This window comes from Streptomyces sp. 2P-4 (assembly GCF_030167965.1).
GTDB classification, from domain to species: domain Bacteria; phylum Actinomycetota; class Actinomycetes; order Streptomycetales; family Streptomycetaceae; genus Streptomyces; species Streptomyces globosus_A.
The window spans coordinates 4,898,419-4,920,297 of record NZ_CP095011.1; the positions used below are offsets into that span (position 1 = coordinate 4,898,419).

General features: G+C 74.1%; 24 protein-coding genes. 12 read left to right on the forward strand and 12 right to left on the reverse strand.

Annotated features, from left to right (window positions below; translation table 11 throughout):
• Positions 1-35: 35 nt before the first annotated feature.
• Positions 36-458 (reverse strand): MarR family winged helix-turn-helix transcriptional regulator, encoded by a 423-nt coding sequence (locus MUK52_RS21620; RefSeq protein ID WP_114057453.1) that lies wholly within the window; start codon positions 456-458, stop codon positions 36-38.
• 94 nt (positions 459-552) lie between these two features.
• Between MUK52_RS21620 and MUK52_RS21625 the strand changes: the two genes are divergently transcribed.
• The 3 genes from MUK52_RS21625 (at position 553) to MUK52_RS21635 (ending at position 3,105) form a co-directional block, all read left to right on the forward strand.
• On the forward strand, positions 553-1,572 hold the full coding sequence (locus tag MUK52_RS21625) for an NADP-dependent oxidoreductase (protein WP_114057452.1): 1,020 nt from the start codon (positions 553-555) through the stop codon (positions 1,570-1,572).
• 64 nt (positions 1,573-1,636) lie between these two features.
• The gene (locus MUK52_RS21630; protein WP_284579258.1) at positions 1,637-2,059 is read left to right on the forward strand and encodes an organic hydroperoxide resistance protein; all 423 of its coding nucleotides are present in this window, start codon (positions 1,637-1,639) and stop codon (positions 2,057-2,059) included.
• A 68-nt stretch (positions 2,060-2,127) separates the two neighbouring features.
• Entirely contained in the window at positions 2,128-3,105 is a 978-nt protein-coding gene (locus tag MUK52_RS21635; RefSeq protein ID WP_284579260.1) for an EI24 domain-containing protein, read from the forward strand.
• 3 nt (positions 3,106-3,108) lie between these two features.
• On the opposite strand, the gene MUK52_RS21640 is transcribed toward MUK52_RS21635, so the two are convergent.
• Complete coding sequence (locus tag MUK52_RS21640) at positions 3,109-3,993, reverse strand: NAD(P)-dependent oxidoreductase (protein ID WP_114057449.1); 885 nt, start codon at positions 3,991-3,993, stop codon at positions 3,109-3,111.
• A gap of 96 nt (positions 3,994-4,089) precedes the next feature.
• Between MUK52_RS21640 and MUK52_RS21645 the strand changes: the two genes are divergently transcribed.
• The gene (locus tag MUK52_RS21645) at positions 4,090-4,437 is read left to right on the forward strand and encodes a winged helix-turn-helix transcriptional regulator (RefSeq protein ID WP_114057448.1); all 348 of its coding nucleotides are present in this window, start codon (positions 4,090-4,092) and stop codon (positions 4,435-4,437) included.
• Between the two features lie 89 nt (positions 4,438-4,526).
• On the opposite strand, the gene MUK52_RS21650 is transcribed toward MUK52_RS21645, so the two are convergent.
• The gene (locus MUK52_RS21650; RefSeq protein ID WP_114057447.1) at positions 4,527-5,246 is read right to left on the reverse strand and encodes a PaaI family thioesterase; all 720 of its coding nucleotides are present in this window, start codon (positions 5,244-5,246) and stop codon (positions 4,527-4,529) included.
• Between the two features lie 130 nt (positions 5,247-5,376).
• Between MUK52_RS21650 and MUK52_RS21655 the strand changes: the two genes are divergently transcribed.
• The 3 genes from MUK52_RS21655 to MUK52_RS21665 all read left to right on the forward strand — a co-directional run bounded on the left by MUK52_RS21655 (position 5,377) and on the right by MUK52_RS21665 (position 9,620).
• On the forward strand, positions 5,377-5,979 hold the full coding sequence (locus tag MUK52_RS21655) for a DUF1707 and DUF4190 domain-containing protein (RefSeq protein WP_350205816.1): 603 nt from the start codon (positions 5,377-5,379) through the stop codon (positions 5,977-5,979).
• Between the two features lie 328 nt (positions 5,980-6,307).
• Entirely contained in the window at positions 6,308-8,014 is a 1,707-nt protein-coding gene (locus MUK52_RS21660) for a hypothetical protein (RefSeq protein ID WP_162793291.1), read from the forward strand.
• A 13-nt stretch (positions 8,015-8,027) separates the two neighbouring features.
• Positions 8,028-9,620 carry a DUF2142 domain-containing protein gene (locus MUK52_RS21665; protein ID WP_114057446.1) on the forward strand — a complete coding sequence of 531 codons (1,593 nt, stop codon included), beginning with the start codon at positions 8,028-8,030 and terminating at the stop codon, positions 9,618-9,620.
• A gap of 15 nt (positions 9,621-9,635) precedes the next feature.
• Here MUK52_RS21665 and MUK52_RS21670 read toward each other — a convergent pair whose 3' ends face one another.
• Positions 9,636-10,349, reverse strand: coding sequence for a carbon-nitrogen hydrolase family protein (locus MUK52_RS21670; protein ID WP_114057445.1), 714 nt, complete (start codon positions 10,347-10,349; stop codon positions 9,636-9,638).
• A 138-nt stretch (positions 10,350-10,487) separates the two neighbouring features.
• Between MUK52_RS21670 and MUK52_RS21675 the strand changes: the two genes are divergently transcribed.
• Positions 10,488-11,138, forward strand: coding sequence for a hypothetical protein (locus tag MUK52_RS21675; protein ID WP_284579270.1), 651 nt, complete (start codon positions 10,488-10,490; stop codon positions 11,136-11,138).
• A 68-nt stretch (positions 11,139-11,206) separates the two neighbouring features.
• On the opposite strand, the gene MUK52_RS21680 is transcribed toward MUK52_RS21675, so the two are convergent.
• Positions 11,207-12,106 carry an SGNH/GDSL hydrolase family protein gene (locus MUK52_RS21680; RefSeq protein ID WP_284579273.1) on the reverse strand — a complete coding sequence of 300 codons (900 nt, stop codon included), beginning with the start codon at positions 12,104-12,106 and terminating at the stop codon, positions 11,207-11,209.
• Between the two features lie 251 nt (positions 12,107-12,357).
• Here MUK52_RS21680 and MUK52_RS21685 point away from each other — a divergent pair, with 251 nt between their 5' ends.
• Positions 12,358-12,852, forward strand: a complete 495-nt coding sequence (locus tag MUK52_RS21685) for a DUF3145 domain-containing protein (RefSeq protein ID WP_284579275.1) — start codon at positions 12,358-12,360, stop codon at positions 12,850-12,852.
• Between the two features lie 68 nt (positions 12,853-12,920).
• Here the strand turns inward: MUK52_RS21685 and fabF are convergent, their stop codons facing one another.
• The 5 genes from fabF to MUK52_RS21710 form a co-directional block, all read right to left on the reverse strand.
• Positions 12,921-14,186, reverse strand: coding sequence for a beta-ketoacyl-ACP synthase II (gene fabF / locus MUK52_RS21690; RefSeq protein ID WP_114057441.1), 1,266 nt, complete (start codon positions 14,184-14,186; stop codon positions 12,921-12,923).
• A 79-nt stretch (positions 14,187-14,265) separates the two neighbouring features.
• Positions 14,266-14,514, reverse strand: coding sequence for an acyl carrier protein (locus MUK52_RS21695; protein WP_114057440.1), 249 nt, complete (start codon positions 14,512-14,514; stop codon positions 14,266-14,268).
• Between the two features lie 55 nt (positions 14,515-14,569).
• On the reverse strand, positions 14,570-15,574 hold the full coding sequence (locus MUK52_RS21700) for a ketoacyl-ACP synthase III (RefSeq protein ID WP_114057439.1): 1,005 nt from the start codon (positions 15,572-15,574) through the stop codon (positions 14,570-14,572).
• Between the two features lie 19 nt (positions 15,575-15,593).
• The gene (locus MUK52_RS21705) at positions 15,594-16,511 is read right to left on the reverse strand and encodes an ACP S-malonyltransferase (protein WP_114057438.1); all 918 of its coding nucleotides are present in this window, start codon (positions 16,509-16,511) and stop codon (positions 15,594-15,596) included.
• Between the two features lie 89 nt (positions 16,512-16,600).
• Positions 16,601-17,806 (reverse strand): PucR family transcriptional regulator, encoded by a 1,206-nt coding sequence (locus MUK52_RS21710; RefSeq protein WP_114057437.1) that lies wholly within the window; start codon positions 17,804-17,806, stop codon positions 16,601-16,603.
• Between the two features lie 70 nt (positions 17,807-17,876).
• On the opposite strand from MUK52_RS21710, the gene MUK52_RS21715 reads away from it, so the two are divergent.
• Entirely contained in the window at positions 17,877-18,536 is a 660-nt protein-coding gene (locus MUK52_RS21715; RefSeq protein ID WP_284579284.1) for a pirin family protein, read from the forward strand.
• A 21-nt stretch (positions 18,537-18,557) separates the two neighbouring features.
• On the opposite strand, the gene MUK52_RS21720 is transcribed toward MUK52_RS21715, so the two are convergent.
• A complete protein-coding gene (locus MUK52_RS21720; protein WP_284581749.1) occupies positions 18,558-19,385 on the reverse strand; it encodes a serine hydrolase domain-containing protein in 828 nt (275 codons plus the stop codon).
• 70 nt (positions 19,386-19,455) lie between these two features.
• Between MUK52_RS21720 and MUK52_RS21725 the strand changes: the two genes are divergently transcribed.
• Together MUK52_RS21725 and MUK52_RS21730 are read left to right on the forward strand one after the other, a co-directional pair.
• The gene (locus tag MUK52_RS21725; RefSeq protein ID WP_284579286.1) at positions 19,456-19,866 is read left to right on the forward strand and encodes a MerR family transcriptional regulator; all 411 of its coding nucleotides are present in this window, start codon (positions 19,456-19,458) and stop codon (positions 19,864-19,866) included.
• Entirely contained in the window at positions 19,863-20,879 is a 1,017-nt protein-coding gene (locus MUK52_RS21730) for an aldo/keto reductase (RefSeq protein ID WP_114057434.1), read from the forward strand. Before MUK52_RS21725 ends, MUK52_RS21730 begins: the two co-directional genes overlap by 4 nt.
• Positions 20,880-20,993: 114 nt before the next feature.
• Here the strand turns inward: MUK52_RS21730 and MUK52_RS21735 are convergent, their stop codons facing one another.
• Positions 20,994-21,854, reverse strand: coding sequence for a DUF4429 domain-containing protein (locus MUK52_RS21735; protein WP_114057433.1), 861 nt, complete (start codon positions 21,852-21,854; stop codon positions 20,994-20,996).
• Positions 21,855-21,879 lie beyond the last annotated feature (25 nt).

Here is a 21,879-nt window from a genome sequence, read left to right on the forward strand (position 1 = left end):
CCGGGGTGCGGGCTTGAGGCCGCGGCGCCCCGGGCTCAGCCCAGCATGCGCCGGAGCAGGTCCCGCAGGGCCGTCCGCTCCTCCTCCGACAGCCCGGCCAGCGGCTCGCGCGCGAAGCCGAGCGAGTCGCGCAGCCGGTCCGCGGTCCGCAGGCCCTCCTCGGTCGCCGCGGCCAGCTTGACCCGCCGGTCGGCCGGGTCGGGGCGGCGCTCGACCAGGCCGCGCGACTCCAGCCGGTCGACGATGCCGGTGATGTTGGACGGCTCGCACTTGAGCTTCTGCGCGATCCGGCGCATCGGCGTCGGCTCGACGGACAGCAGGTGCAGGACGCGCGCCTGCGCGCCGGTCAGCTGGTGGCTGGTGGCGGCCTGCTCGTACTCCTCGTGGTAGCGGGCCACGACGGTGCCGATGAGCTCGACGACCTCGACGGTCAGGGGATCCACACGACGACTGGGCATGGCACCAGCCTACCCATTTACTTGACAACATGAAATATCGAGGCGCATGGTTGTTTCACGTCCTGAAGTATTTCCCGTCCGGAGGTGCGCCCCCATGTCCCAGATCCCCGCCGTCAGCCGCGAGTGGCACCTGATCCGCCGCCCCCAGGGCTGGCCCGTCGCCGAGGACTTCGCGCTGCGCGAGGCCCCCGTCGCCGCCCCCGCCCCCGGCCGGATCCTGGTACGCAACCTCCACATGTCCGTGGACCCGTACATGCGCGGCCGGATGAACGACGTGAAGTCGTACGTGCCGCCCTTCCGCCTCGACCACCCGATGGACGGCGGGGCCGTCGGCGAGGTCGTCGCCTCCGCCGCCGAGGGCTTCGAGCCCGGCGACCACGTCCTGCACGGCCTGGGCTGGCGCGAGTACGCCGACGTGGACGCCGCGCACGCCACCAAGGTCGACGCCTCCCTCGCCCCGCTCTCCGCCTACCTCGGCGTCCTCGGCATGCCGGGCCTCACCGCGTACGCGGGCCTCTTCGAGGTGGCCTCCTTCAAGGAGGGCGACTCCGTCTTCGTCTCCGGCGCGGCCGGAGCCGTCGGCAGCCTCGTCGGCCAGTTCGCCAGGATCAAGGGCGCCGCCCGCGTCATCGGCTCCGCCGGCTCCGACTCCAAGGTGGAGCTCCTCAAGGACAAGTACGGCTTCGACGCCGCCTTCAACTACAAGAACGGCCCCGTCGCGCAGGCGCTCAGGGAAGCCGCCCCGGAGGGCATCGACGTCTATTTCGACAACGTCGGCGGCGACCACCTCGAAGCCGCGATCTCCTCGCTGAACGTCCACGGCCGCGCCACGCTGTGCGGGGCGATCGCCCAGTACAACGACACCGAGCCGGCCCCCGGCCCGCGCAACCTCGCCCTCGCCATCGGCAAGCGCCTGCGCCTCCAGGGCGTGCTCGTCGGGGACCACGCCGGACTCCAGCCGCAGTTCGTCGAGGACGTCGCCGGGTGGCTGCGCTCCGGCCGGCTCGTGGCCGACGAGACGGTCGTCGAGGGCATCGAGAACGCCACCGGCGCCTTCCTCGGAATGCTGCGCGGCGAGAACACCGGAAAGATGATCGTTTCCTTCACCGGTTAGGCTCCTCCCAAGCCGTCGCGATCGTGGGCGCGAGTCGCGGCGATGACCAGAAGGATCGAACCGCATGTCCATCCAGCAGTCCGATGTCCTCTACACCGCCGTCGCCACCGCGGAGAACGGCCGTGACGGCCGCGTCGCCACGGACGACGGCCGGCTCGACGTCGTGGTGAACCCGCCGAAGGAGCTCGGCGGCAACGGCGCCGGAACCAACCCGGAGCAGCTGTTCGCCGCCGGGTACAGCGCCTGCTTCCAGGGCGCCCTCGGCGTCGTCGCCCGCAACGAGAACGCCGACGTCTCCGGCGCCACCGTCACCGCGGAGGTCGGCATCGGCAAGAACGACGACGGCTTCGGCCTGATCGTGAAGATCTCCGCCGCGATCCCGAACGTCGACGAGGCCAAGGCCAGGGAGCTCATCGAGAAGGCCCACCAGGTCTGCCCGTACTCCAAGGCCACCGCCGGCAACATCACCGTCGAGCTCGCCGTCTGACCCGGCTCCCGCTCGCAGAGGGCCGTCCCCCGGCACCGGGGGGCGGCCCTCGCCGTAAGCTGGACCCCATGCGCGATCTTGCGGGGGGATTCGGCCATCTGCTGGCCGGACAGAAGTGGGTGTTCCGTCACGGCCGCTGGCTGGGCTTCGGCCTGCTGCCCGGCCTCGTCACACTGGTGCTGTACGCCGGCGCGCTCGTCGGCCTCGGCTACGGCGCCGACGACCTGACGGCCTGGGCGACGCCGTTCGCCGACGACTGGGGCTCGCCGTGGCTCGGCCTCTTCCGGGGCTTCCTCACCGGCCTCGTCTTCGCGCTCGGCCTGTTCCTCGCGGTGATCACCTTCACCGCCGTGACGCTCCTCGTCGGCCAGCCCTTCTACGAGTCCCTCTCCGAGGAGGTCGACCGCAGCATCGGCGGCGACGCCCCCGAGTCCGGGCTGCCGCTGGCGCGCGAGCTGTGGATCTCCGCCCGGGACAGCGTGAAGGTCCTCCTGCGCGTCGCGCTCTTCGGGATCCTGCTCTTCGCCCTCGGCTTCATCCCTGTGATCGGGCAGACCGTGATCCCGGTCATCGGCTTCTGCGTGTCCGGCTTCTTCCTCGCCGAGGAGCTCACCGCGGTCGCCCTCCAGCGGCGCCGCGTCGAGTTCAAGGAGCGGCTCGCGCTGCTCCGCGGCCGACGCGCGATGGCCCTCGGCTTCGGCGTCCCGCTGGTGCTGCTGTTCCTGGTGCCGGTGGTGGCGGTGTTCCTGATGCCGGGCGCGGTGGCCGGGGCCACGCTGATGGCACGCGAGCTGCGGGGCGAGGACACCGACCGCGCCGAGGGTGCCGAGGGCGCCGAGGGGGCGGGGTCCGCCGCAGATGCCGGAGGTGCTGCGGGCGGGGCTCCCGCCGGGCAGCCGGCGCCGCAGGCCCCGAACCCCTACGCGCAGCCGTACCCGCAGCACCCGGCCGCGCCGCAGGCGAACCCGTACGAGCAGGCCCCCGCGCCGCAGGCCAACCCGTACCGGCAGGACCCGCCCGCGCCGCACAACCCGTACCGCCGGTAGTCCCTACCGCTTCAGCAGGGTGATCGCGCCCGCCGTGTCCTCGCCGGCGTGCGCGCCCCCGCCGGCGGCGAGGCGGCGGCGCATCAGCTCCACGTACGGCAGGATCAGCTCCGTGCTGACCCCCTGCTCCTCGGCGGTCCGCAGCAGCGTCCCGGTCGCGGCGACCTGCATCGCGAGGTTCGAGACCACCCCGCTCGTGAAGTCCCGCGAGGTCAGGCGCTCGGCGGCGTTGCCGACGAAGAAGCCCATCGCGCCCAGCCACTCCGACAGCAGCGGGGCCAGCTCCTTCGGGGCGACGTCCTCGCCCTCGATCAGCGCGAAGGCGTGCGAGATGCCGCCGAACATGCCGTACATGGCGCTGAGCAGGGCCACGTCGTACAGGGCGGCGTGGCCGGGGTCCTCGCCGACGTAGCGGACGGCGGCCGGCACCTCCAGCGTCGGCCGGTGCGCGTCGACGAGGGCACGCGAGCCGCTGTAGAGGACGTACGCACCCGGGTTCCCGATCATCACCGGCGTTGCCATGATGCCGGCGTCGACGAAGCGGGCTCCGCGCTCGGCGGCCCACGCGGCGCGGGCCCGGCCCTCGGAGGGCCGGCCGGTGGTGAGGTTGACGACGTCCTTGCCGGACAGGTCGGCGCCGTCGAGGGCCGCGCCGACGCTGGCGTCGTCGAGGAGGCACACCACGACGAGGCCGTTCGCGGCGACGGCCTCCGCGGCGGTCGCGGCCACGGCCGCGCCCTCGCCGGCGAGGGCCTCCGCCTTGGCGGCGGTGCGGTTCCAGACGGTCAGGGGATGGCCGGCGGCCAGCCAGGTGCGGGCCAGGGCGGTGCCCATGTCGCCGAGGCCGAGAAGGGTGAGGGGGCGCTGTGCAGAAGTCGTTGCGGTCATGGCGACCAGCCTCGGCGCGAACTGACGGGCGCTCAAGTACGCACTTCGAGGTGGGTGGTTACCCTGAGGTGAGCGAACAGGTGGGAGGGGAGTGGGATGGCCGGGGGGCGCAGGCCGGGCGCGGACCACTGCGGCGTCGCCGCGGCGATGTCCGTGATCGACGGGAAGTGGAAGGTGTCGCTGCTGTGGGAGCTGGAGCAGCAGCCGCGCCGCTTCGGCGAGCTGCGGCGGCTGGTCCCGGGGGTGTCGGAGAAGGTCCTCGCGGCGCAGCTGCGCGAGCTGGAGGCCGACGGCCTCGTCCACCGGCAGGCCTACGACGAGGTCCCGCCGCGGGTGGAGTACTCCCTGACCCCGCGGGGCCGTCGGCTGAACGCGGCCCTGGAGCCCCTGGGCGAATGGGGCGCCCTGAACCTCCTCCCGGCCGCCGGCGCCGCCACGGCCTGACCGCCCCGGCGCCCCGACCGCAGGACGGGCAACGGGGCGGTCACAGTACAGCCGGTGCTGCGACCGGGAGGGCCCACCGGGCGACGCCGCTAGGTGCGCGGTTCCACCCAGAGGGCCTCGGCCACGGCGCAGAGGTCGCCGTCAGCGGTGGCCAGGGCCGTGCCCACACGGTACTTGCGGCCCTCGCTGCCCAGCAGCCAGGCGTACGAGACCAGTTGCGAGCCGATCCGGACCGGGCGCAGCAGCCGTGCGGTCAGGGAGGCCGTGACCGCGCCGGCACGGCGGTCGTCCAGGAGGCGGCCCGCGGCGTTGCCGGGGCAGTCCAGCGCGCCCCACACCAGCTCCGGCGGCAGCATCCCCTCGGCGTCCGCGACCCCCGGCCCCGGGGTCCAGGCCGCGGCCACGAGGCCCGTGCCGGGGATCCGGCCGCAGTGCAGGCGGAGCCCGGTGTCCGGGGTGCGGTGCAGGCCGCAGCCGAAGCAGTCGACCATGCCGTCCGGCGGGGCCGCCCGGTAGGCGTCGGCCGCCGCCGTCGCCTGCTCCCACGACGGGGCGGCCGGCGCCTCGACGGCCGGCTCGGCGGGGGTCGCCGCGGCCAGCAGCGCGTCGCCGGCGGCCAGCTCGGCGCCGCCCGCCGCGGTCGGGGCGAGCCGCACGGGGGAGTCGGTGGGCACGGGCCGGCGGAAGTCCACCCGTACGGTCTTCGCGGCGGCCCGCGAGGCCAGCACCCCGGCGACGTATCCGCCGAAGGCCACCCCCGGGTATCCGCACAGCCGGGCCGGAACCGTGATCGTCTCGAAGTCGGTCATGCGCGACACCTCATCACACGGGCGGGCGCCGCGGGAGGGGCGGCAACCTTTGCCGCGGCCCGATCGTCCTCCATTCTGGAGCGACGCGCGCCGCACGGCGCGCACAGCAGGTGGTCTCGGAGGTGGCCGGATGGCCCAGCAGCAGCCGTGGGGGCAGCAGTACCCGGCGCACCCGCAGAAGTACGGCCCGCCCGCGCCCTGGCAGCCGGCGCCGGCCCCCGTCCCGGCGGCCGGGCCCTTTCCCGCATCGGCGATGCGGGCCTCCCACACCGACCGCGACCGCACCGTGGACGTGCTGAAGGCCGCCTTCGCCGAGGGCCGCCTGTCCCACGAGGAGTACGGGCAGCGCTTCGACGCCGCCGCCCGCGCCCAGACGTACGGGGAGCTGGCCCGCCTGGTCGCGGACCTCCCCGCCGGGCCCATGCAGGGGCCCTTCGGCGCCCTGCCGGCCGCGGTGCCGCCCGCCTTCGCCCCGCACCCCGCACCCCTGGTGATGCCGCTGCCGCAGCGCCGGGTCAACGGGCTGGCCATCGCGTCACTCGTCATGGGGGTGATGAGCCTGCCGACCTTCGGGGTCTCCGCGCCCGGGGCCGTGATCACCGGCCACATCGCGAAGGCGCAGGTCCGGGCGCGGGGCGAGGAGGGCGCCGGGATGGCGACCGTCGGGCTCGTCCTCGGCTGGCTCGCCATGGGCGGCTGGGTGCTGCTGATCCTCCTCGCGGCCGCGGCCTGACCCGGCCGCCCGCCACCGGCCGTCCGGCCGACCGCTTGCCGCCCTGCCGTGGTGTCGCCGACCGGCCGCTGCCCGCACCGCGCCGCTGCCGGCTCCCGCCCGGCGCCGCCGTACGGCCGCCTCCGAGGCCCCCGCAGCCCTCCGAGGCGGACCGATAAGATGCACGGCAGCACAAGCCGAGGCTGTCCCCTGCCGTCCCCGGTCCGCCGCCCGAATCCGGAGCAACCGGACACCGGGCCCGGAACCGGGCAGTGGCGCACCCGGCAACGACGGCCGGCCGCCGGGCCGCTCACGGCCGCGCACCGACCGAGCAGTAGGGACACCGTCAGTGACAGTCAGTACCGAGGGGGCGGCGTCCGTGCGCCCGGACCACCCGCCCGTGCCGTCGGCCGCACCCGCTGCTGAGCCCGTTCCGGCGCCGCGGCGCGCCCTCCGCTCCCGCAGCGTACTCCTGCTGCTGGAAGCGGCCGTCGCGTTCGCCGCGGCTCTCGTGCTCCCCCTGCTCGCCCGCGGCTTCAAGCTCGACCCGCTGAACAGGATCGCCCAGGTCAGCGGCCTGGCCGCGCTTCAGCTGCGGTTCGCGCTGCTCGGCCTGGTCCTCGTCGCCGCCGTCGTCCTGGCGATGCGGCTGCGCCGCGGCCGCCACTTCGACCTGGCCGCCCGGCTGGCCTCCGCCGGGATCGCCGGCCTCGCCGGCGGCTTCGTCGCGGCCGGCGCCGTCGTCTCCCTCCTCGGGACGCCGTGGCCGATGTTCGGCCTCAACGGCGACAGCGGCCGCATCGTCGAATGGGCCCACGCCGTCGCGAACGGCCGCCCGTCCGGCTCGCCGGTCTACCCGCCGCTGCCGCTGTACACGCTCGGCTACTACGCCGAGTGGTTCCACGGCGGGAACACCGCCTACGCCTTCAAGGACCTCCAGATCCTCGGCGCGGCCGCGTTCGGCCCCCTCGTCTACCTGGCGTGGCGCCTCCTGCTGAGCCCGGTCAGGGCACTGGCCTTCGGCGTCGTGCCCGCCTTCGCGCTGATCGACGCGTACAAGCCGTACAGCCAGACCGTGCTCGTGCTGCTCGTGCCGGTCCTCGTCGCGATGGTCGTCTCGCTGCGCCGCAGCGGCACCGACGGCTGGCGGCCGCTGCTGCTGAAGGGCGCCGGCTTCGGCGCGCTGCTGGGCGTCCTCTTCCTCACGTACTCGGGCTGGTTCCTGTGGAGCGCGGGCGGGGTGTTCTTCGCCGCGCTGCTGTACTTCCCGTGGAAGACCGGCAGGCTCAAGGGGGCCGCGTTCATGGGCGCCGCGCTGGGCGCCTTCCTGGCGGTGGCCGGGCGCTACCTGGCGGTCATGCTGACCGAGGGGCAGACCACCAAGGACTACAACTTCCGGTTCGACAACTTCACCGACCCGGCCTACTACCTGATGTGGCGCACCGACATGCCCGGCAGGACCGGCGACTGGCCGCCGCCGGGCGAGTACGGCGGCGTCGGGCTGTTCGCGCTGGTGACCTTCGTGTGCCTGGGCGCGGCGATCTGGCTCGGCCTGCGCAAGCCGATGGTCGTGACCATCGCCGCCATGTTCCTCAGCGCATGGGTGATGCGCATGTACATCGCCTCGCACATGTACGAGACGCAGACCGTCCAGCTGTACACGCGCACCAACAACCAGCTGCTCTACTGCGGCCTCATCCTGTGCGCCCTGGTGGCCCACCTGGTGTCGCTGCGGCTCGCCGAACGACGCCCCTCCGACGCCGCCGGCCCCGCCGACACCGACCCGGTCGCCGCCTCCGCCCCGCGGCGCGCCGCCGCCGGGCTCCCCGGCCGCGAGGGCGCCGTCATCGGCACCCTGTGCGCGCTCCTGCTGCTGCTCGGCACGGTCTCCTCGTCGATGGCCGACCGCTACATGCCCGCCCAGGACGGGACCTACCGGATCCTGCCGTACGTGTCGCACACGATCCGCCAGCAGGACGGGAACTGCCCCCGGTTCGCCCCGAAGGGCGAGTGCTCCGAGGACGGCGACCAGACCTGGCTGAGCTACGTCCGATGACCCGAGGGAAGCGATGATCTCCGCACTGACGCGGCTGGCCGACCGTGCGGCCCGGAGCCCCAAGCGGCTCTGGGCCGTCTCCTTCGCGCTGTTCTTCACGCTCGCGGCCTCCTGGTCGGCGGCCACCCCGCTCGGCGGCTCGCCCGACGAGCACGCGCACATCATCCGGGCGGCGGCCGTCGCCCGGGGCCAGATCAACGGCCCCGAGGTGATGGTCCCGCACGTCGTCGGCGGCATCGAGGGCAAGTTCTCCGAGACCGCCGTCCGCCTCCCCGACTGGTACCGGCAGCTGCCCACGCAGCACGAGTGCTACTCCTGGGACCAGGAGAAGCCGGCGTCCTGCGCCCCGCCGCTCAAGGGCACGGGGCAGACCGCCCAGGCCACGACCGCGGCCGGCCGCTACCACCCCGCCTACTACCTGGCGACGGGCTGGCCGAGCCTGCTCGCCGACGGCCAGGCGGCGCTGTACCTGATGCGGCTGCTGTCGGCGGCGCTGTGCTCCGCCCTGCTCGCGAGCGCCGTCGTGACGGCCGCCGAGTGGCGCCGGCGCCGCAACGCGGTCCTGCTCGGCGTGTTCGCCGCGGCCACCCCGATGTCGCTGTACATGACGGGCATGGTCAACCCCAGCGGCGGTGAGATCGCCGCCGGCCTGCTGGTGTGGACGGCCCTCCTGGCTGTCATGGCCTCCCCCGATCCGCACCTGCTGAACCGGCGACTGGCCCGGATCGGCATCGGCGGCGCCGTCCTCGTCAACATCCGCCCGCTCGGGCTGATCTGGTTCGCCGGAGCGGTGTTCTTCGCGCTCTTCCTCCAGGAGCGCGGCGTGCTGCGCTCGCTGCTGCGCCGCAAGGCGACGTGGCTGTGGTCGGCGCTGCTCGGCGCGTCCACGGTGGGCGCGATGCTGTGGGCGGCCGCCCACCCCGACCACTCGGTGATCGAGGTGCCCGATTCGCTGACCTGGAAGGAAGCGGTCCGGCAGACCCTCGGCAACACCATGGACTACGTCCACCAGATGCTCGGCTACTTCGGCTGGCTGGACACCCCCGCCCCCGCCTTCACCTGGCTGGCCTGGCTCGGCGTCCTCGCGGTGCTGACCGCCCTCGGCCTGCTGTACGGGCGCCCGCGGGAGGTCCTCGCCCTGCTCGGCATGCTGGCGGCGGTCGTCGTCGTGCCGGTTCTCGGCCAGGCCTCGCAGGCCGAGAAGCTCGGCATGATCTGGCAGGGCCGCTACCTGCTGCCCTTTGCGGTGGGCCTGCCGCTGATGGCCGTGGTCATCGCCGCCCGCCGGGCCCCCGAGGGCGGGCTCCCCTGGCGCCGCCTGACCGGCTTCGCCGTCGCGGCCCTGGCCGTCGCCGACGCGGCCGCGTTCTTCTGGACGCTGCGGCGCTTCGCTGTCGGCACCGCCGGGCCGTGGATCCCGTACGCCGCGCACTGGGCGCCGCCCGGCGGCTGGCCGCTGTGGGTCGGCGTGCACACGGCCGCGGCGTTCGCGATCGTGCTGCTCGCCCTCGTACGGGACCCCGAGCCGGCCGCCCGCGGCCGCCTCCCCGAGCAGGACAGCGGGCCGCGGCCCGGGCAGCGCGAGCGGGTCCCGGTCGCGGGCTGAGCCCCCGGCCCGCCGTCAGGCGGGCACGTCGGCCAGGGCGAACGAGGGCGTGCGGTCGTCTGCCTCGGCCAGCAGTGCGCCGCCGGGCGCCCACACGGCGGCGCGCCCGCAGCCGGTCCACGGGCCGGCCGGGCCGACGTGGTTGGCGAGGACGACGTACAGGCCGTGCTCCGCGGCGATGCGCGCATGGACCGCCGCCCGCTCGGCGGCGCCGTCCCCGGTGCCGTACAGGGACGAGGCCAGGTGCACGCGGCAGCCGGCGGCCGCCGCGCGCGCGGCGAGCTGCGGGACGTGGTTGTCGAAGCAGATGCCGAGGGAGAAGCGGATGCCGCCGAGCTCCACGTGCCCGTCCCGCCGGCCGGCCGCGAAGACGGCCCGCTCGTCCCCGTACAGGTGCTGCTTCGCGTATACGGCCGCGTGCGCGCCGTCCGCGCCGTACACCAGGGTCGCGATGGCGGGCAGCGGGCCGTCCGTGCGCACGGCGGCGTTGACCGCGACGGCCGTGCCGGTGGAGCGGAGGGCGTCCAGGCGGGCGTCGTCCGGACCGGCCAGCCACAGGGCGGGGTCGGCCGCCAGGGCCTCCGTCTCGTAGCCGGTGAGGGCGAGCTCGGGGAACACGACGAGCTCGGCGCCCGCCTCCCGGGCGCGCTCCGCGAGGGCCGCCGCGCGGGCCGTGTTCGCGGCGACGTCGGCGGGGGCGCAGGTCAGCTGCGCTGCGGCGATCTTCATGGGCGACAGCATGCCGGAGCGCGCCCGGCACCCCGAGGCCGGGGCCCGGCGCACACCGCACCGGGGGTCGACGCGCGGGCGCGGCGCCGCGATGCTGTAACGGTCCGTGTGCGCTTCGGAGTTGACGGAGGCCGGCCGATGCCCGACTGGATCCACCCGGTGCTGACCGGGGCCTTCCTGGCGGTGTCCTACCGCGTGGTCCGCAGGAGCGGTGTCGGGCTGCGGGCGGCCGTGCTCGTCCTGGCCGTCCTGAACGCGGGCCTGCTGTGGGTGGTCGCCGCGGCAGGGCCGCCGTGGGGTGTCCCCGTGGTCGCGGTGGTGTCCCTCGCGGCCGCGGTGTACCACCTGGTCGGGGCGGCGCGCGACGGCGTGGCCCGGATCCGGGCCGTCGGCCCGACCGAGTTCCGGGCGCTGGTGCGCCAGGTCGCGGAGGCCTCAGGCCCGCAGGTGATGGGGGTGTGCGTCCTGGTCACCGGGTCGGTGGCGCTGACCGCCCTCGCGGACGACTCCCGGCCCGAGGGACGCCGGTTCCAGCTCCTGCCCGGACCGGAATGCCCGTTCTGCCTGGTCGAGGAGCAGATACGGGACTTCCTCGGCCCCTCCGAACCGCTGCTCGACGAGTACCGCACGCATCTGACGGCGGGGAGCAGCCGCCACCTCCTCGTCAGACGCCCCTCGGAGCAGGAGCCGTGGACCGGGCGGCTGCGCGACCGGAGCGTCTACCGGGTGCCGCCGGCGGCGCGGCGCCCGCCGTGCACCGTCCACGACCCGCTGCTGGGCCGGGGCTGAGCCTCCGGGCGTACGCCCGTGCCCGGCGGGTGGCCGGAAGACGCCGCCCGCCGTTCCACCGCCCGCCGTCAGCTCGGCGGCTCGGCCGACGTCACCTGTCCGTGGGCCAGCTCGGCGAGCCGCGCCTGGCCCGCCTTGCCCGGGTGGAACCAGTCCCAGCGGCTCAGCTGCTCTGCCGCGAAGGGGTACCGGAAGACCGCCCCGCCGTCGTAGCGGCACAGCGGATCCTTTCCGCACACCTCGCGGAGCACCTCGTTGTACTCGACCACCCGCGCCCGGACCTGCTCCCGCCGGGCGGTCGCCTCCGCCGCCGAGGACAGCGGGTCCGCCAGCATCGACTGGCAGATCCCCAGCCGCCACACCTGCCGGACCACCGGGAGGTCCTTGCCCTGCTGCCACAGCCGCTGGAGGTCCGGGATGCTGGAGACGTACACCTGCGAGGCGGGCGAACCGGCCCGCAGCGCGGCGAGGGCCTTCTCGAAGCCGTCGCGGAAGTCGGCCGTCGGCGTCATCGACGCGGCCGTCGCCCGGCAGGCGTCGTTCGCGCCGACCATGACCGTGACCAGGTCGGGCTTGTGCCCGGCGGCCGCGGAGAGCTGCCCGGCCAGGTCCGACATCCGGGAGCCGGTGGCGGCGTGGTTCCAACTGCGCGTCGCCAGCGCCCCTTCGCCGAGCAGCCGGGCGGCCAGCGAGCGGACGGCCGGGTCGCTGCCGGTGGCCCAGGAGGCCTCGGGGCAGTCCGCGAGGACCGAACACGCGTCGAAACCGCGGGTGATGGAGTCGCCGACGGCCGCGACCGACGCGGGGGCGGTGTTCCAGCGCGGGCGGGCCTCCGCCTGCGCCCCGCGCTCGCCCGCCCTGCCGCCGCCCTCCGCCTGACACCCGGTCAGCACCGCCGCGAGCGCCGCTGCAGCGGCCGTACGGGCGAGGGCGCGGCGCGCCCGGCTGCGGTGGGCGGTGGTGCGCATCGGACGGGTCCCTCCTCCTCGCCGCCCGCCGTCGCGGGGGCGTCCTGCTGAGTGAAAGCTGTGTACGGGGCGGTTACGGACCGACCGTACGTCACACCACGGCCCCCGCCGCACGGTAGCTTTTCCCCCGTGGCGTTTCGGCCGCAGGTCCCGCAGCGCAATGTCGGTTGATGTCCGCTAAATTACATCGCGTCACATTCTGTCCGTTTTCAGGAGTTTATTCCCGACCTCGTCCCAGCCTGGAGGTCCCGGTGACGACACGTGGAGTTCTGTACGTGCATTCCGCGCCGCGCGCGCTCTGCCCGCACGTGGAATGGGCCGTGGGGGGCGTGCTCGGAGTGCGGGTCAACCTCGACTGGATCCGGCAGCCCGCCTCGCCGGGCACGTGGAGAGCCGAGTTCTCCTTCGTGGCCGAGCCGGGGACGGCCTCCAGACTCGCCTCCGCCCTGCGCGGCTGGCACCTGCTCCGCTTCGAGGTCACGGCGGAGCCCTGCGCCACCGCCGAGGGCGAGCGCTACAGCTCCACCCCCGACCTCGGCATCTTCCACGCCGTCACCGGCCTGCACGGCGACATCCTCGTCCCCGAGGACCGGCTGCGCGCCGCCCTGGCCCGCTCCGTGCGCGGCGAGAGCGACCTGGAGGCGGAGATCGCCGCACTGCTCGGCAAGCCCTGGGACGACGAGTTGGAGCCCTTCCGCCACGCCGGCGAGGGCGCACCCGTGCGCTGGCTCCACCAGGTCGTCTGAGGCCGCCCGTACGGGAAGGGCCCCGCCCGGCACGCGCCGGGCGGGGCCCCTTCCCGGATGCTGCGGGATCAGACGCTGCGGAACGCCAGCGTCACGTTGTGGCCGCCGAAGCCGAACGAGTTGTTGATCGCGGCGATCGGGCCGTCGACCGGCAGCTTGCGCGGCTCGCCGCGGACGATGTCCGCGTCGATGTCCTCGTCCAGGTCGTCGAGGTTGATCGTCGGCGGGGCGATCCGGTGGTACAGCGCCAGCACGGTCGCGACCGTCTCGATGCCGCCGGCGCCGCCCAGCAGGTGGCCCGTCATCGACTTGGTCGCGGACACCGCGATGTGGTCGAGGTCGTCGCCGAGGACCTTGCGCAGGGCCTTGATCTCGGCTGTGTCGCCCTGCGGGGTCGACGTGGCGTGGGCGTTGACGTGCACCAGCTCGGCCGGGTCCAGGCCCGTGTTGTCGAGCAGGTTCTGCACGGCGGCGGCGACACCGCGCCCGGTCGGCTCCGGCTGCGCGATGTGGTGGCTGTCCGCGGACAGGCCCTGGCCCAGCACCTCGCAGTAGACGCGGGCGCCGCGCGAGGCGGCGTGCTCGGCGGACTCCAGGATGACGACACCCGCGCCCTCGCCCAGCACGAAGCCGTCGCGGCCCTTGTCGTACGGGCGGGAGGCCTGCTCCGGGTTCTCGTTGTTCTTCGACATCGCCATCATGTTGGCGAACGCGGCGATCGGCAGCGGGTGGATCGCCGCCTCGGTGCCGCCGGCGACGACCACGTCGGCGCGGCCGCTGCGGATCATCTCGACGGCGTAGCCGATGGCCTCGGCGCCGGAGGCGCAGGCGCTGACCGGAGTGTGCACGCCCGCCTGGGCGTTGACCTCCAGGCCGACGTTGGCCGACGGGCCGTTCGGCATGAGCATGGGAACGGTGTGCGGGGAGACCCGGCGCACACCCTTGTCCTTCAGGACGTCGTACTGGTCGAGCAGGGTGGTGACACCGCCGATGCCGGAGGCGATCACGGCGCCCAGGCGGTCCGGGGCGACGGTGCCGTCCTCGCCCGCCGGGGCGGTGTAGCCGGCGTCGGCCCACGCCTCGCGGGCGGCGATGACGGCGAACTGGGCGGAGCGGTCCAGCTTGCGGGCCAGCGGCCGCGGCAGGACCTCGCTCGGGTCCACGGCGACCGGGGCGGCGATGCGGACCGGGAGGTCGGCGAACCGCTCGCCCTCCAGGGGCTTCACGCCGGAACGGCCGGCGAGCATGCCTTCCCACGTCGAAGCGCTGTCGCCACCCAGCGGAGTGGTTGCGCCGATACCGGTGACGACCACGGTGCGATTGGTCGGGCTCACAGGAATTCTTTCTCCACGTCTCAGAGGGTGCTGAATGTCACGGCGCCACCGCCGGGTGGCGACAAACGCTCGTCCGGGCTCAGCCCTGGTGCTTCAGGATGTAGTCGGCGGCGTCGCCGACCGTCTTCAGGTTCTTGACGTCCTCGTCCGGGATCTTGACGTCGAAGCGCTCTTCGGCGGCGACGACGACCTCGACCATGGAGAGCGAGTCGACGTCCAGGTCGTCGGTGAAGGACTTGTCGATCTCGACGTCCTCGACCGGGATGCCGGCGATCTCGTTCACGATCTCCGCGAGACCCTCGACGATCTCTTCCTGCGTGGCGGCCATGTGGCGCTCCTTCTCTAGCTACTGGGTGAAACGGGGCGGGAGGGTGTCCCGGGCCCTAGGGGAGGGTAACGACCGTGGCGGCGTACACGAGACCCGCCCCGAAGCCGATGACGAGCGCGGTGTCACCGCTCTTCGCCGCGCCGGTCGCCAGGAGCCGCTCCATCGCGAGCGGGATCGAGGCGGCCGACGTGTTGCCGGTGGTCTCCACGTCACGGGCGACCGTGACGTGCTCCGGCAGCTTGAGGGTCTTCACCATCGAGTCGATGATCCGCATGTTCGCCTGGTGCGGGATGAAGACGTCCAGGTCATCCGCGGTGATCCCGGCGGCGTCGAGCGCCTGCTGGGCCACCTTGGCCATCTCGAAGACGGCCCAGCGGAACACCGCCTGGCCCTCCTGGGTGATGGCGGGGAACTTCTCGCCGGCGTCCTTGCCGAGGTACTCGTCCCACGGCACGGTCTGCTTGATCGTCTCGGACTTGTCGCCCTCGGAACCCCACACCGTGGGGCCTATGGCCGGCACGTCCGAGGGGCCGACGACCACGGCACCGGCGCCGTCGCCGAACAGGAAGGCCGTCGCCCGGTCCTCCAGGTCGGTCAGGTCCGAGAGCCGCTCGACACCGATGACCAGCACGTACTCGGCCGACCCCTCGATGACGAGGCCCTTGGCCAGGGTCAGGCCGTAGCCGAACCCGGCGCAGCCTGCGGAGATGTCGAACGCGGCCGGCCTGTCCGCGCCGACCCGGTGCGCGATCTCCGTCGCGATGGCCGGGGTCTGCCGGAAGTGCGAGACCGTCGAGACGATGACGGCGCCGATCTGCCCGGGCGTCACGCCGGCGTCGGCGAGCGCCTTGCCGGCGGCCTCCACCGACATCGCGGCGACCGTCTCCTCGGGCGAGGCCCAGTGCCGGGTCGCGATGCCCGAGCGGGAGCGGATCCACTCGTCCGAGGAGTCGATCTTCTCCAGGATGACGTCGTTGGAGACGACCCGGCTCGGACGGTAGCCGCCGACGCCGAGGATGCGGGCGTACGGGGAGCCCTTGGCAGGCTTGATCTTCGACATGCTGTGTGGGCTCCTTCTCTCAGGCCCCGTGCCCGGCGACGAGCTCGGCGGCCTTGGCGAGATCGTCCGGCGTCTTCAGGGCCACCGCGGGCACACCCTTGAGCGCACGCTTGGCCAGACCGGTCAGGGTGCCGCCGGGGCACAGCTCGATGATCCCGGTGACGCCCAGCTCGGCGAACGCGTCCATGCACAGGTCCCAGCGGACCGGGTTCGCGACCTGGCCGACCAGGCGGGCGACGACGTCGGCACCCGTGGCGACGGTGAGGCCGTCCTTGTTCGAGACGTACGCAAGCTCCGGGTCGGCCGGGGTGAGGGCCTTGGCGGCCTCCTCCAGCGTGGCGACCGCGGGGGCCATGTGGTGCGTGTGGAAGGCGCCCGCGACCTTCAGGGGGACGACCCGCGTCGAGCCCTCGGGCTTCTCGGCGGCCAGCGCCTCGATCTGGGCCTCGGTGCCGGCGGCCACGATCTGGCCGGCGCCGTTGATGTTCGCGGGCGTCAGGCCGAGCTTCTCCAGGTGCGCGACGACGGTGTCGCGGTCCCCGCCGAGCACGGCGGCCATACCCGTCGGGGCGACCGCGGCCGCCTCGGCCATCGCCAGGCCGCGGGTCCGTACGAACGCCAGGGCGTCCGTGTCCGACAGCACGCCCGCGTACGCGGCGGCCGTGATCTCACCGACGCTGTGGCCCGCGACGGCGCCGAACGCCGAACGGGCGCCCAGCTCGGCGGCGGACAGCAGGCCGGCGGCCACCAGCAGCGGCTGGGCCACGGCGGTGTCGCGGATCTCGTCCGCGTCGGCCTTCGTGCCGTAGTGGGCGAGGTCGAGCCCGATGGCGTCCGACCACGCGGCGACGCGGTCGGCGGCGCCGGGCAGTTCGAGCCAGGGAGTCAGGAAGCCGGGCGTCTGTGCGCCTTGGCCGGGAGCGACGAGTACGAGCACCCTCACACTCTCTCTTGTGGGTGGTCCCCGCCGCCCGTGGGGACAGGGACCAAGAACCGTCAGGGTAATTGTTGATGTCCGACAAAAGCCTAGGGCTGCTGATCGGCGTCGGCCAAGCGCCCGAGGATCAGCGCGATCCGCAGGGTGAACGCCGAGCGGACATCGGACGGTGACCAGCCGGTGACGTCGGTCACACGTCGGAGCCGGTAGCGCACCGTGTTGGGGTGCACGAACAGCATCCGCGCCGCGCCCTCCAGACTGCTCGCCTGCTCCAGGTACACGCTCAGCGTCTCCAGGAGCGCCGACCCCGCCTCCTCCAGCGGTCTGTAGATCTCCTCCACCAACTGTTCGCGCGCCGACGGATCCGAGGCGATCGCGCGCTCCGGGAGCAGATCGTCCGCCAGGACCGGCCGCGGCGCGTCCTGCCACGCCGTGCACGCCTTCAATCCGGCCGCCGCGGCCTGCGCGGACTTCGTCGCGTTCAGCAGGTCCGGCACCACCGGGCCGGCCACCACCGGGCCCGCCGCGAACGGCCCGATCAGCGACTTCGCGACCTGGAGCGGGTTGTCGCTGCCGCCCGCGATGACGACGAGCCGGTCGCCGAGCACCCCGGTCAGCACCTGCAGCTTGTGGTGGCGGGCCGCCCGCCGGATCGCCTCGACCGTCAGCTCGCTGTCCCCGTCGGGCGCCGTGCCGAGCACCACGCACACGTGCTCCGGCGAGTTCCAGCCCAGCGCCGCGGCCCGCGACAGCGCCCCCTCGTCCGCCTCGCCCGACAGCACCGCGTTGACCACGAGCGACTCGAGGCGGGCGTCCCACGCGCCCCGCGCCTCGGCGGCCTGCGCGTACACCTGGGCCGTCGCGAAGGCGATCTCCCGCGCGTAGACGAGCAGCGCCTCCCGCAGGATCGACTCGTCGCCCGGCGCCGCGACCTCCTCGATCGCGGCCTCCATCACCTCGATCGTCGTACGGACCATCTCCACCGTCTGGCGCAGCGTGATGGCCCGGGTCAGCTCCCGCGGCGCCGTCCCGAACACGTCGGTCGAGATCGCCTGCGGCGTGTCGGGGTGCCGGAACCACTCCGTGAACGCGGCGATGCCGGCCTGGGCGACCAGGCCGATCCAGGACCGGTTCTCCGGGGGCATCGCCCGGTACCACGGCAGGGTCTCGTCCATGCGGGCGATCGCGTTGGCGGCGAGCCGGCCGGAGGACCTCTCCAGCCGCCGCAGCGTCGCGTGATGCGGATGGGCGGGAGCGGGATGCGCGGGGGAATGCTCACGTTCGGGATGGGGCACGGGGACAAGAGTGCCTTATCGGGGCGCCTGCGCCGAGAGCGGCCTCACGCCCAGGGTCTACGGTGGGTCCATGATTGATGTACGCCGCGGCACCGACCGGTACCCGGGCGGCGACCCGGACAGCGGGATCACGACCCGGCACGCCTTCTCCTTCGGCCGGTTCTACGACCCGGACAACCTCCGCTTCGGGCCGGTTCTGGCCTGCAACGAGGAGCACCTCGCGCCGGGCGCCGGCTTCGAGGAGCACCCCCACAGCCACACGGAGATCGTCACCTGGGTCGTCGAGGGCGAGCTGACCCACAAGGGCAGCACCGGCGAGGCCACCGAGGTCCGCCCCGGCGACGTCCAGCACTTCGGCGCCGGATCGGGCGCCCGGCACGTCGAGCGCAACGACGGCACCGCCCCGCTGTGCTTCGTGCAGACCTGGCTCGCTCCGCTGGAGCCCGGCGGCGAGCCCTCGTACCGGCTGGTCCGCGGCCTCCCCGACGGCACCCCGTACGAGGTACCCGCGGCCGGGGCCCGCCTGCACGTGCGGCGGCCGGCCGCCGGCGAGCACGTCCCCGTCCCCGCGGCGCCCCTTGTCTACCTGCACGTCGTACGCGGCGACCTGCGCCTGGACGGGGCGGAGCTCGGGCCCGGCGACGCGGCCCGGATCACCGGCGAGGAGGGCCTGGAGGCCGTCGCCGGATCCCCGGGCGAGCTGCTGATCTGGGAGCTGCCGGCCGGCTGAGCGGCAGCGACGGCAGGGGGGTCAGCGGGCGGGGCGGCCCGACAGCTCGGCGAGGACGGCGTCCGTGAACGGGGGCCACGCCTCCACCGCCCACGGGCCGAACGCGCGGTCCGCCAGGGCCACGCACGCCGCCCGGGCCTCCGGGTCCACCCACAGGAACGTGCCCGCCTGCCCGAAGTGGCCGAACGTACGGGGCGAGGAGCCCGCGCCCGTCCAGTGCGGGGACTTCCCCCCGCGGATCTCCAGGCCCAGCCCGAAGTCGTTGGGGGACTGGTGGCCGTACCCGGGGAGCACGCCCTTGAGGCCCGGGTGGACCACCGTCGTCGCCTCGGCGACCGTCCGCACGTCCAGCAGGCGCGGCGCCTGGAGCTCCGCGGCGAAGCGGACCAGGTCGGACACGGTGGAGACGCCGTCCTTCGCGGGCGAGCCCTCCAGCGTGGTCGACGCCATGCCGAGCGGCTCGAAGACGGCCTGGTGCACGTACTCCGCGAACGGGATGCCGGTGGCCTTCGCGATGTGGTCGCCGAGGACCTCGAAGCCGGCGTTCGAGTACAGCCGGCGCGTCCCCGGAGGTGCCATCACGCGGTGCTCGTCGAAGGCGAGGCCGCTGCTGTGCGCGAGCAGGTGACGGACCGTCGACCCCTCCGGTCCGGCCGGCTCGTCCAGCTCGACCGCCCCCTCTTCGTACGCGACGAGCGCGGCGTACGCGGCGAGCGGCTTGGTCACGGACGCCAGCGCGAAGCGGCGGTCGACCGGCCCGTGGGAGCCCGCCAGGGCGCCGTCGGCGCGCACCACCGCGGCGGCGGCGGTCGGCACCGGCCAGTTCTCGATGATCTGAAGGCTTTCCAGCCTCTCCACGCTCTCCATGCCGCCGAGCCTACTTGCTTGGAGTGCACTCAAGGGTCCTAGCGTGGTCGCCATGAGCCTGACGCAGACGCAGACGCAGACGCAGATGCAGACGCCGCCGCGGTACACGATCAGCGAGGTCGAGGCACGCACCGGTCTGTCCCAGCACACGCTGCGCTGGTACGAGCGCATCGGCCTCATGCGGCAGGTGGACCGCTCCCACTCGGGGCAGCGGCGCTTCAGCGACGGCGACCTGCAGTGGCTGGCCTTCGTGGGCAAGCTGCGCACCACCGGGATGTCGGTGGCGGACATGGTCAGGTACGCGGAGCTGGTCCGCGAAGGGGAGCACACCGTCGACCAGCGGCGGGAGCTGCTGGAGCGGACGAGGAACGAGGTGCGGGCGCGGATCTCGGAGCTGAACGACGCGCTCGCCGTACTGGACTTCAAGATCGATCTCTACACGGGGAAGGCCGCACGGCAATGACGCAGAGCACCACCATCGAGAAGGCAGAACTCGGCAAGGGCGGCCCCCTGGTCGGCATCCAGGGCCTGGGCTGCATGGGCATGAGCGAGTTCTACGGGGAGACGGACGAGGCGGCGGCCCGCGCCACGCTGGAGGCGGCCCTCGCCGCCGGGGTCACCCTGATCGACACCGCCGACGCCTACGGGCGCGGCCGGAACGAGGAATTCCTCGCCCCGTTCGTGGCGGCCCACCGCGAGGAGATCACCCTCGCCACCAAGTTCGGGCTCGTCCGCAGCGACGATCCGCGCCACCGGGGCATCCGCAACGACCGGGCCTACATCCGCCAGGCCGTCGAGGACAGCCTGCGCCGGCTCGGCACCGACGTGATCGACCTCTACTACATGCACCGCTACGACCCGGCGGTGCCGTTCGCCGAGTCGGTCGGCGAGATGGCGCAGCTGGTCCAGGAGGGCAAGGTGCGCCACCTCGGCCTCAGCGAGGTCACGGGCGCGGAGCTGCGGGAGGCGTACGCGGTCCACCCCATCGCGGCGGTCCAGTCGGAGTGGTCGCTTTTCAGCCGCGACGTGGAGCGCAGCGCGGTGCCCGCGGCGGCGGAGCTCGGGGTGGCCTTCGTGCCGTACTCGCCGCTCGGCCGCGGCTTCCTGACCGGCACGTTCGCCTCCGCCGAGGAGCTGTCCGAGGGCGACTTCCGCGCCCAGCAGCCCCGCTTCACCGGCGACAACGCCAGGGCCAACGCGGCGCTGCTGGAGCCGGTGCGGGAGATCGCCGAGGCGCACGGGGCGACGCCGGCGCAGATCGCTCTGGCGTGGGTGCAGCAGCGGGCACAGGTGCACGGCCTGCCGGTGGTGCCGATCCCGGGCACCCGCAAGCCGGAGCGGCTCGCCGAGAACACCGCGGCGACCCGGATCACGCTGGCGGAGCAGGAGCTGGCCGCGCTGGAGCCGCTCGCGGCCGGGGTCGCGGGGGACCGCTACCCGAACATGGCCTTCACGTCGGCGGCCCGCGAGGCGTAGCCGTACGGCCGCAAGGCCGCACGGGTGCGGGCCGGGAGGCGGGGGCGGGCGTCCGCGACGGGGCGCCGCGCCTTCCGGCGCCGCCCGGGGCCGCGGGGCGGGGGCCGAAGGCGGTTACGCCTCCGTGCCGAGCCGGCCGTCGGCCGCCGTGAAGCGGTCGCACAGGGCCGTGTACTCGGCGTCCGTCAGCAGGCCGGCGCTGTGCAGCTCGCCGAGGCGGTGCAGGCGCTCCTCCGACCGCGGGGCCGGGACGGCCGCCACCGGGGTGCGCGAGCGGAGCGCGGCCAGGACGGCCGCCGCGAAGGGCAGCGACTCCTGCACCGCCCCGTAGCCCGTCCCGAAGACGGCGCTGGCCAGGTCGTGGTCCGGCCGCGGGTCGCCGTCGGTGTCGCGGCGCAGCAGCCGCAGGTGCCCGCCGGGCCCCTCCGGGGAGCGCCATTCGACGCCGGCCAGCTCGGAGAGCGCGTAACTCTGGTCGCCGGCCTTCCACTTGGTGCCCGTCGCGCCGGTGCGCGACCACTGGAAGGTGACGCGCAGGCCGTCGAAGGAGACGCGGGCGTCGTACGCCTTCAGCTGGAGCGGCGGCTCCGCGACGGGCACCAGGAACCGCCCGGCCGGCTCGTCGCCGCCGGGTCCGATCCGCTCGCGCAGCGCCTCGGCGAACGCGGCCGCCTGCGAGCCCCGGTCCGCCGGCACGACCAGCCGGTACGGGTCGCACACCTCGCGCAGCTGCCCCGCGGCGGCTTCCGCCAGGGGGTCCGCGCCCGGCCTCGGTATGGCGCGCAGCACCACCGCGTCGCGTCTGCCGCCCCCGCCGGCGGAGAACTCCACCGCGGCGAGCGCCTCGAAGGGGATCCGCCGCGCCCCGAGGGCGTGCCAGAGCCTCGGCGTTCGTATCCCCCGTGCGAAGCGGATGAGCACCGAGTCCGAGTCGAACTCCCAGACGGCATGATTTCCGGCCAGTACGTCACCCATGCGGCACATCGTAAGGGGAGGGGCC

What these genes read in the sequence shown, in the direction of transcription:
- MUK52_RS21620 (WP_114057453.1), bottom strand. Translation starts at nt 458, where the DNA reads ATGCCCAGTCGTCGTGTGGATCCCCTGACCGTCGAGGTCGTCGAGCTC.
- MUK52_RS21625 (WP_114057452.1), top strand. Translation starts at nt 553, where the DNA reads ATGTCCCAGATCCCCGCCGTCAGCCGCGAGTGGCACCTGATCCGCCGC.
- MUK52_RS21630 (WP_284579258.1), top strand. Translation starts at nt 1,637, where the DNA reads ATGTCCATCCAGCAGTCCGATGTCCTCTACACCGCCGTCGCCACCGCG.
- MUK52_RS21635 (WP_284579260.1), top strand. Translation starts at nt 2,128, where the DNA reads ATGCGCGATCTTGCGGGGGGATTCGGCCATCTGCTGGCCGGACAGAAG.
- MUK52_RS21640 (WP_114057449.1), bottom strand. Translation starts at nt 3,993, where the DNA reads ATGACCGCAACGACTTCTGCACAGCGCCCCCTCACCCTTCTCGGCCTC.
- MUK52_RS21645 (WP_114057448.1), top strand. Translation starts at nt 4,090, where the DNA reads ATGGCCGGGGGGCGCAGGCCGGGCGCGGACCACTGCGGCGTCGCCGCG.
- MUK52_RS21650 (WP_114057447.1), bottom strand. Translation starts at nt 5,246, where the DNA reads ATGACCGACTTCGAGACGATCACGGTTCCGGCCCGGCTGTGCGGATAC.
- MUK52_RS21655 (WP_350205816.1), top strand. Translation starts at nt 5,377, where the DNA reads ATGGCCCAGCAGCAGCCGTGGGGGCAGCAGTACCCGGCGCACCCGCAG.
- MUK52_RS21665 (WP_114057446.1), top strand. Translation starts at nt 8,028, where the DNA reads ATGATCTCCGCACTGACGCGGCTGGCCGACCGTGCGGCCCGGAGCCCC.
- MUK52_RS21670 (WP_114057445.1), bottom strand. Translation starts at nt 10,349, where the DNA reads ATGAAGATCGCCGCAGCGCAGCTGACCTGCGCCCCCGCCGACGTCGCC.
- MUK52_RS21675 (WP_284579270.1), top strand. Translation starts at nt 10,488, where the DNA reads ATGCCCGACTGGATCCACCCGGTGCTGACCGGGGCCTTCCTGGCGGTG.
- MUK52_RS21680 (WP_284579273.1), bottom strand. Translation starts at nt 12,106, where the DNA reads ATGCGCACCACCGCCCACCGCAGCCGGGCGCGCCGCGCCCTCGCCCGT.
- MUK52_RS21695 (WP_114057440.1), bottom strand. Translation starts at nt 14,514, where the DNA reads ATGGCCGCCACGCAGGAAGAGATCGTCGAGGGTCTCGCGGAGATCGTG.
- MUK52_RS21700 (WP_114057439.1), bottom strand. Translation starts at nt 15,574, where the DNA reads ATGTCGAAGATCAAGCCTGCCAAGGGCTCCCCGTACGCCCGCATCCTC.
- MUK52_RS21715 (WP_284579284.1), top strand. Translation starts at nt 17,877, where the DNA reads ATGATTGATGTACGCCGCGGCACCGACCGGTACCCGGGCGGCGACCCG.
- MUK52_RS21725 (WP_284579286.1), top strand. Translation starts at nt 19,456, where the DNA reads ATGAGCCTGACGCAGACGCAGACGCAGACGCAGATGCAGACGCCGCCG.
- MUK52_RS21730 (WP_114057434.1), top strand. Translation starts at nt 19,863, where the DNA reads ATGACGCAGAGCACCACCATCGAGAAGGCAGAACTCGGCAAGGGCGGC.
- MUK52_RS21735 (WP_114057433.1), bottom strand. Translation starts at nt 21,854, where the DNA reads ATGGGTGACGTACTGGCCGGAAATCATGCCGTCTGGGAGTTCGACTCG.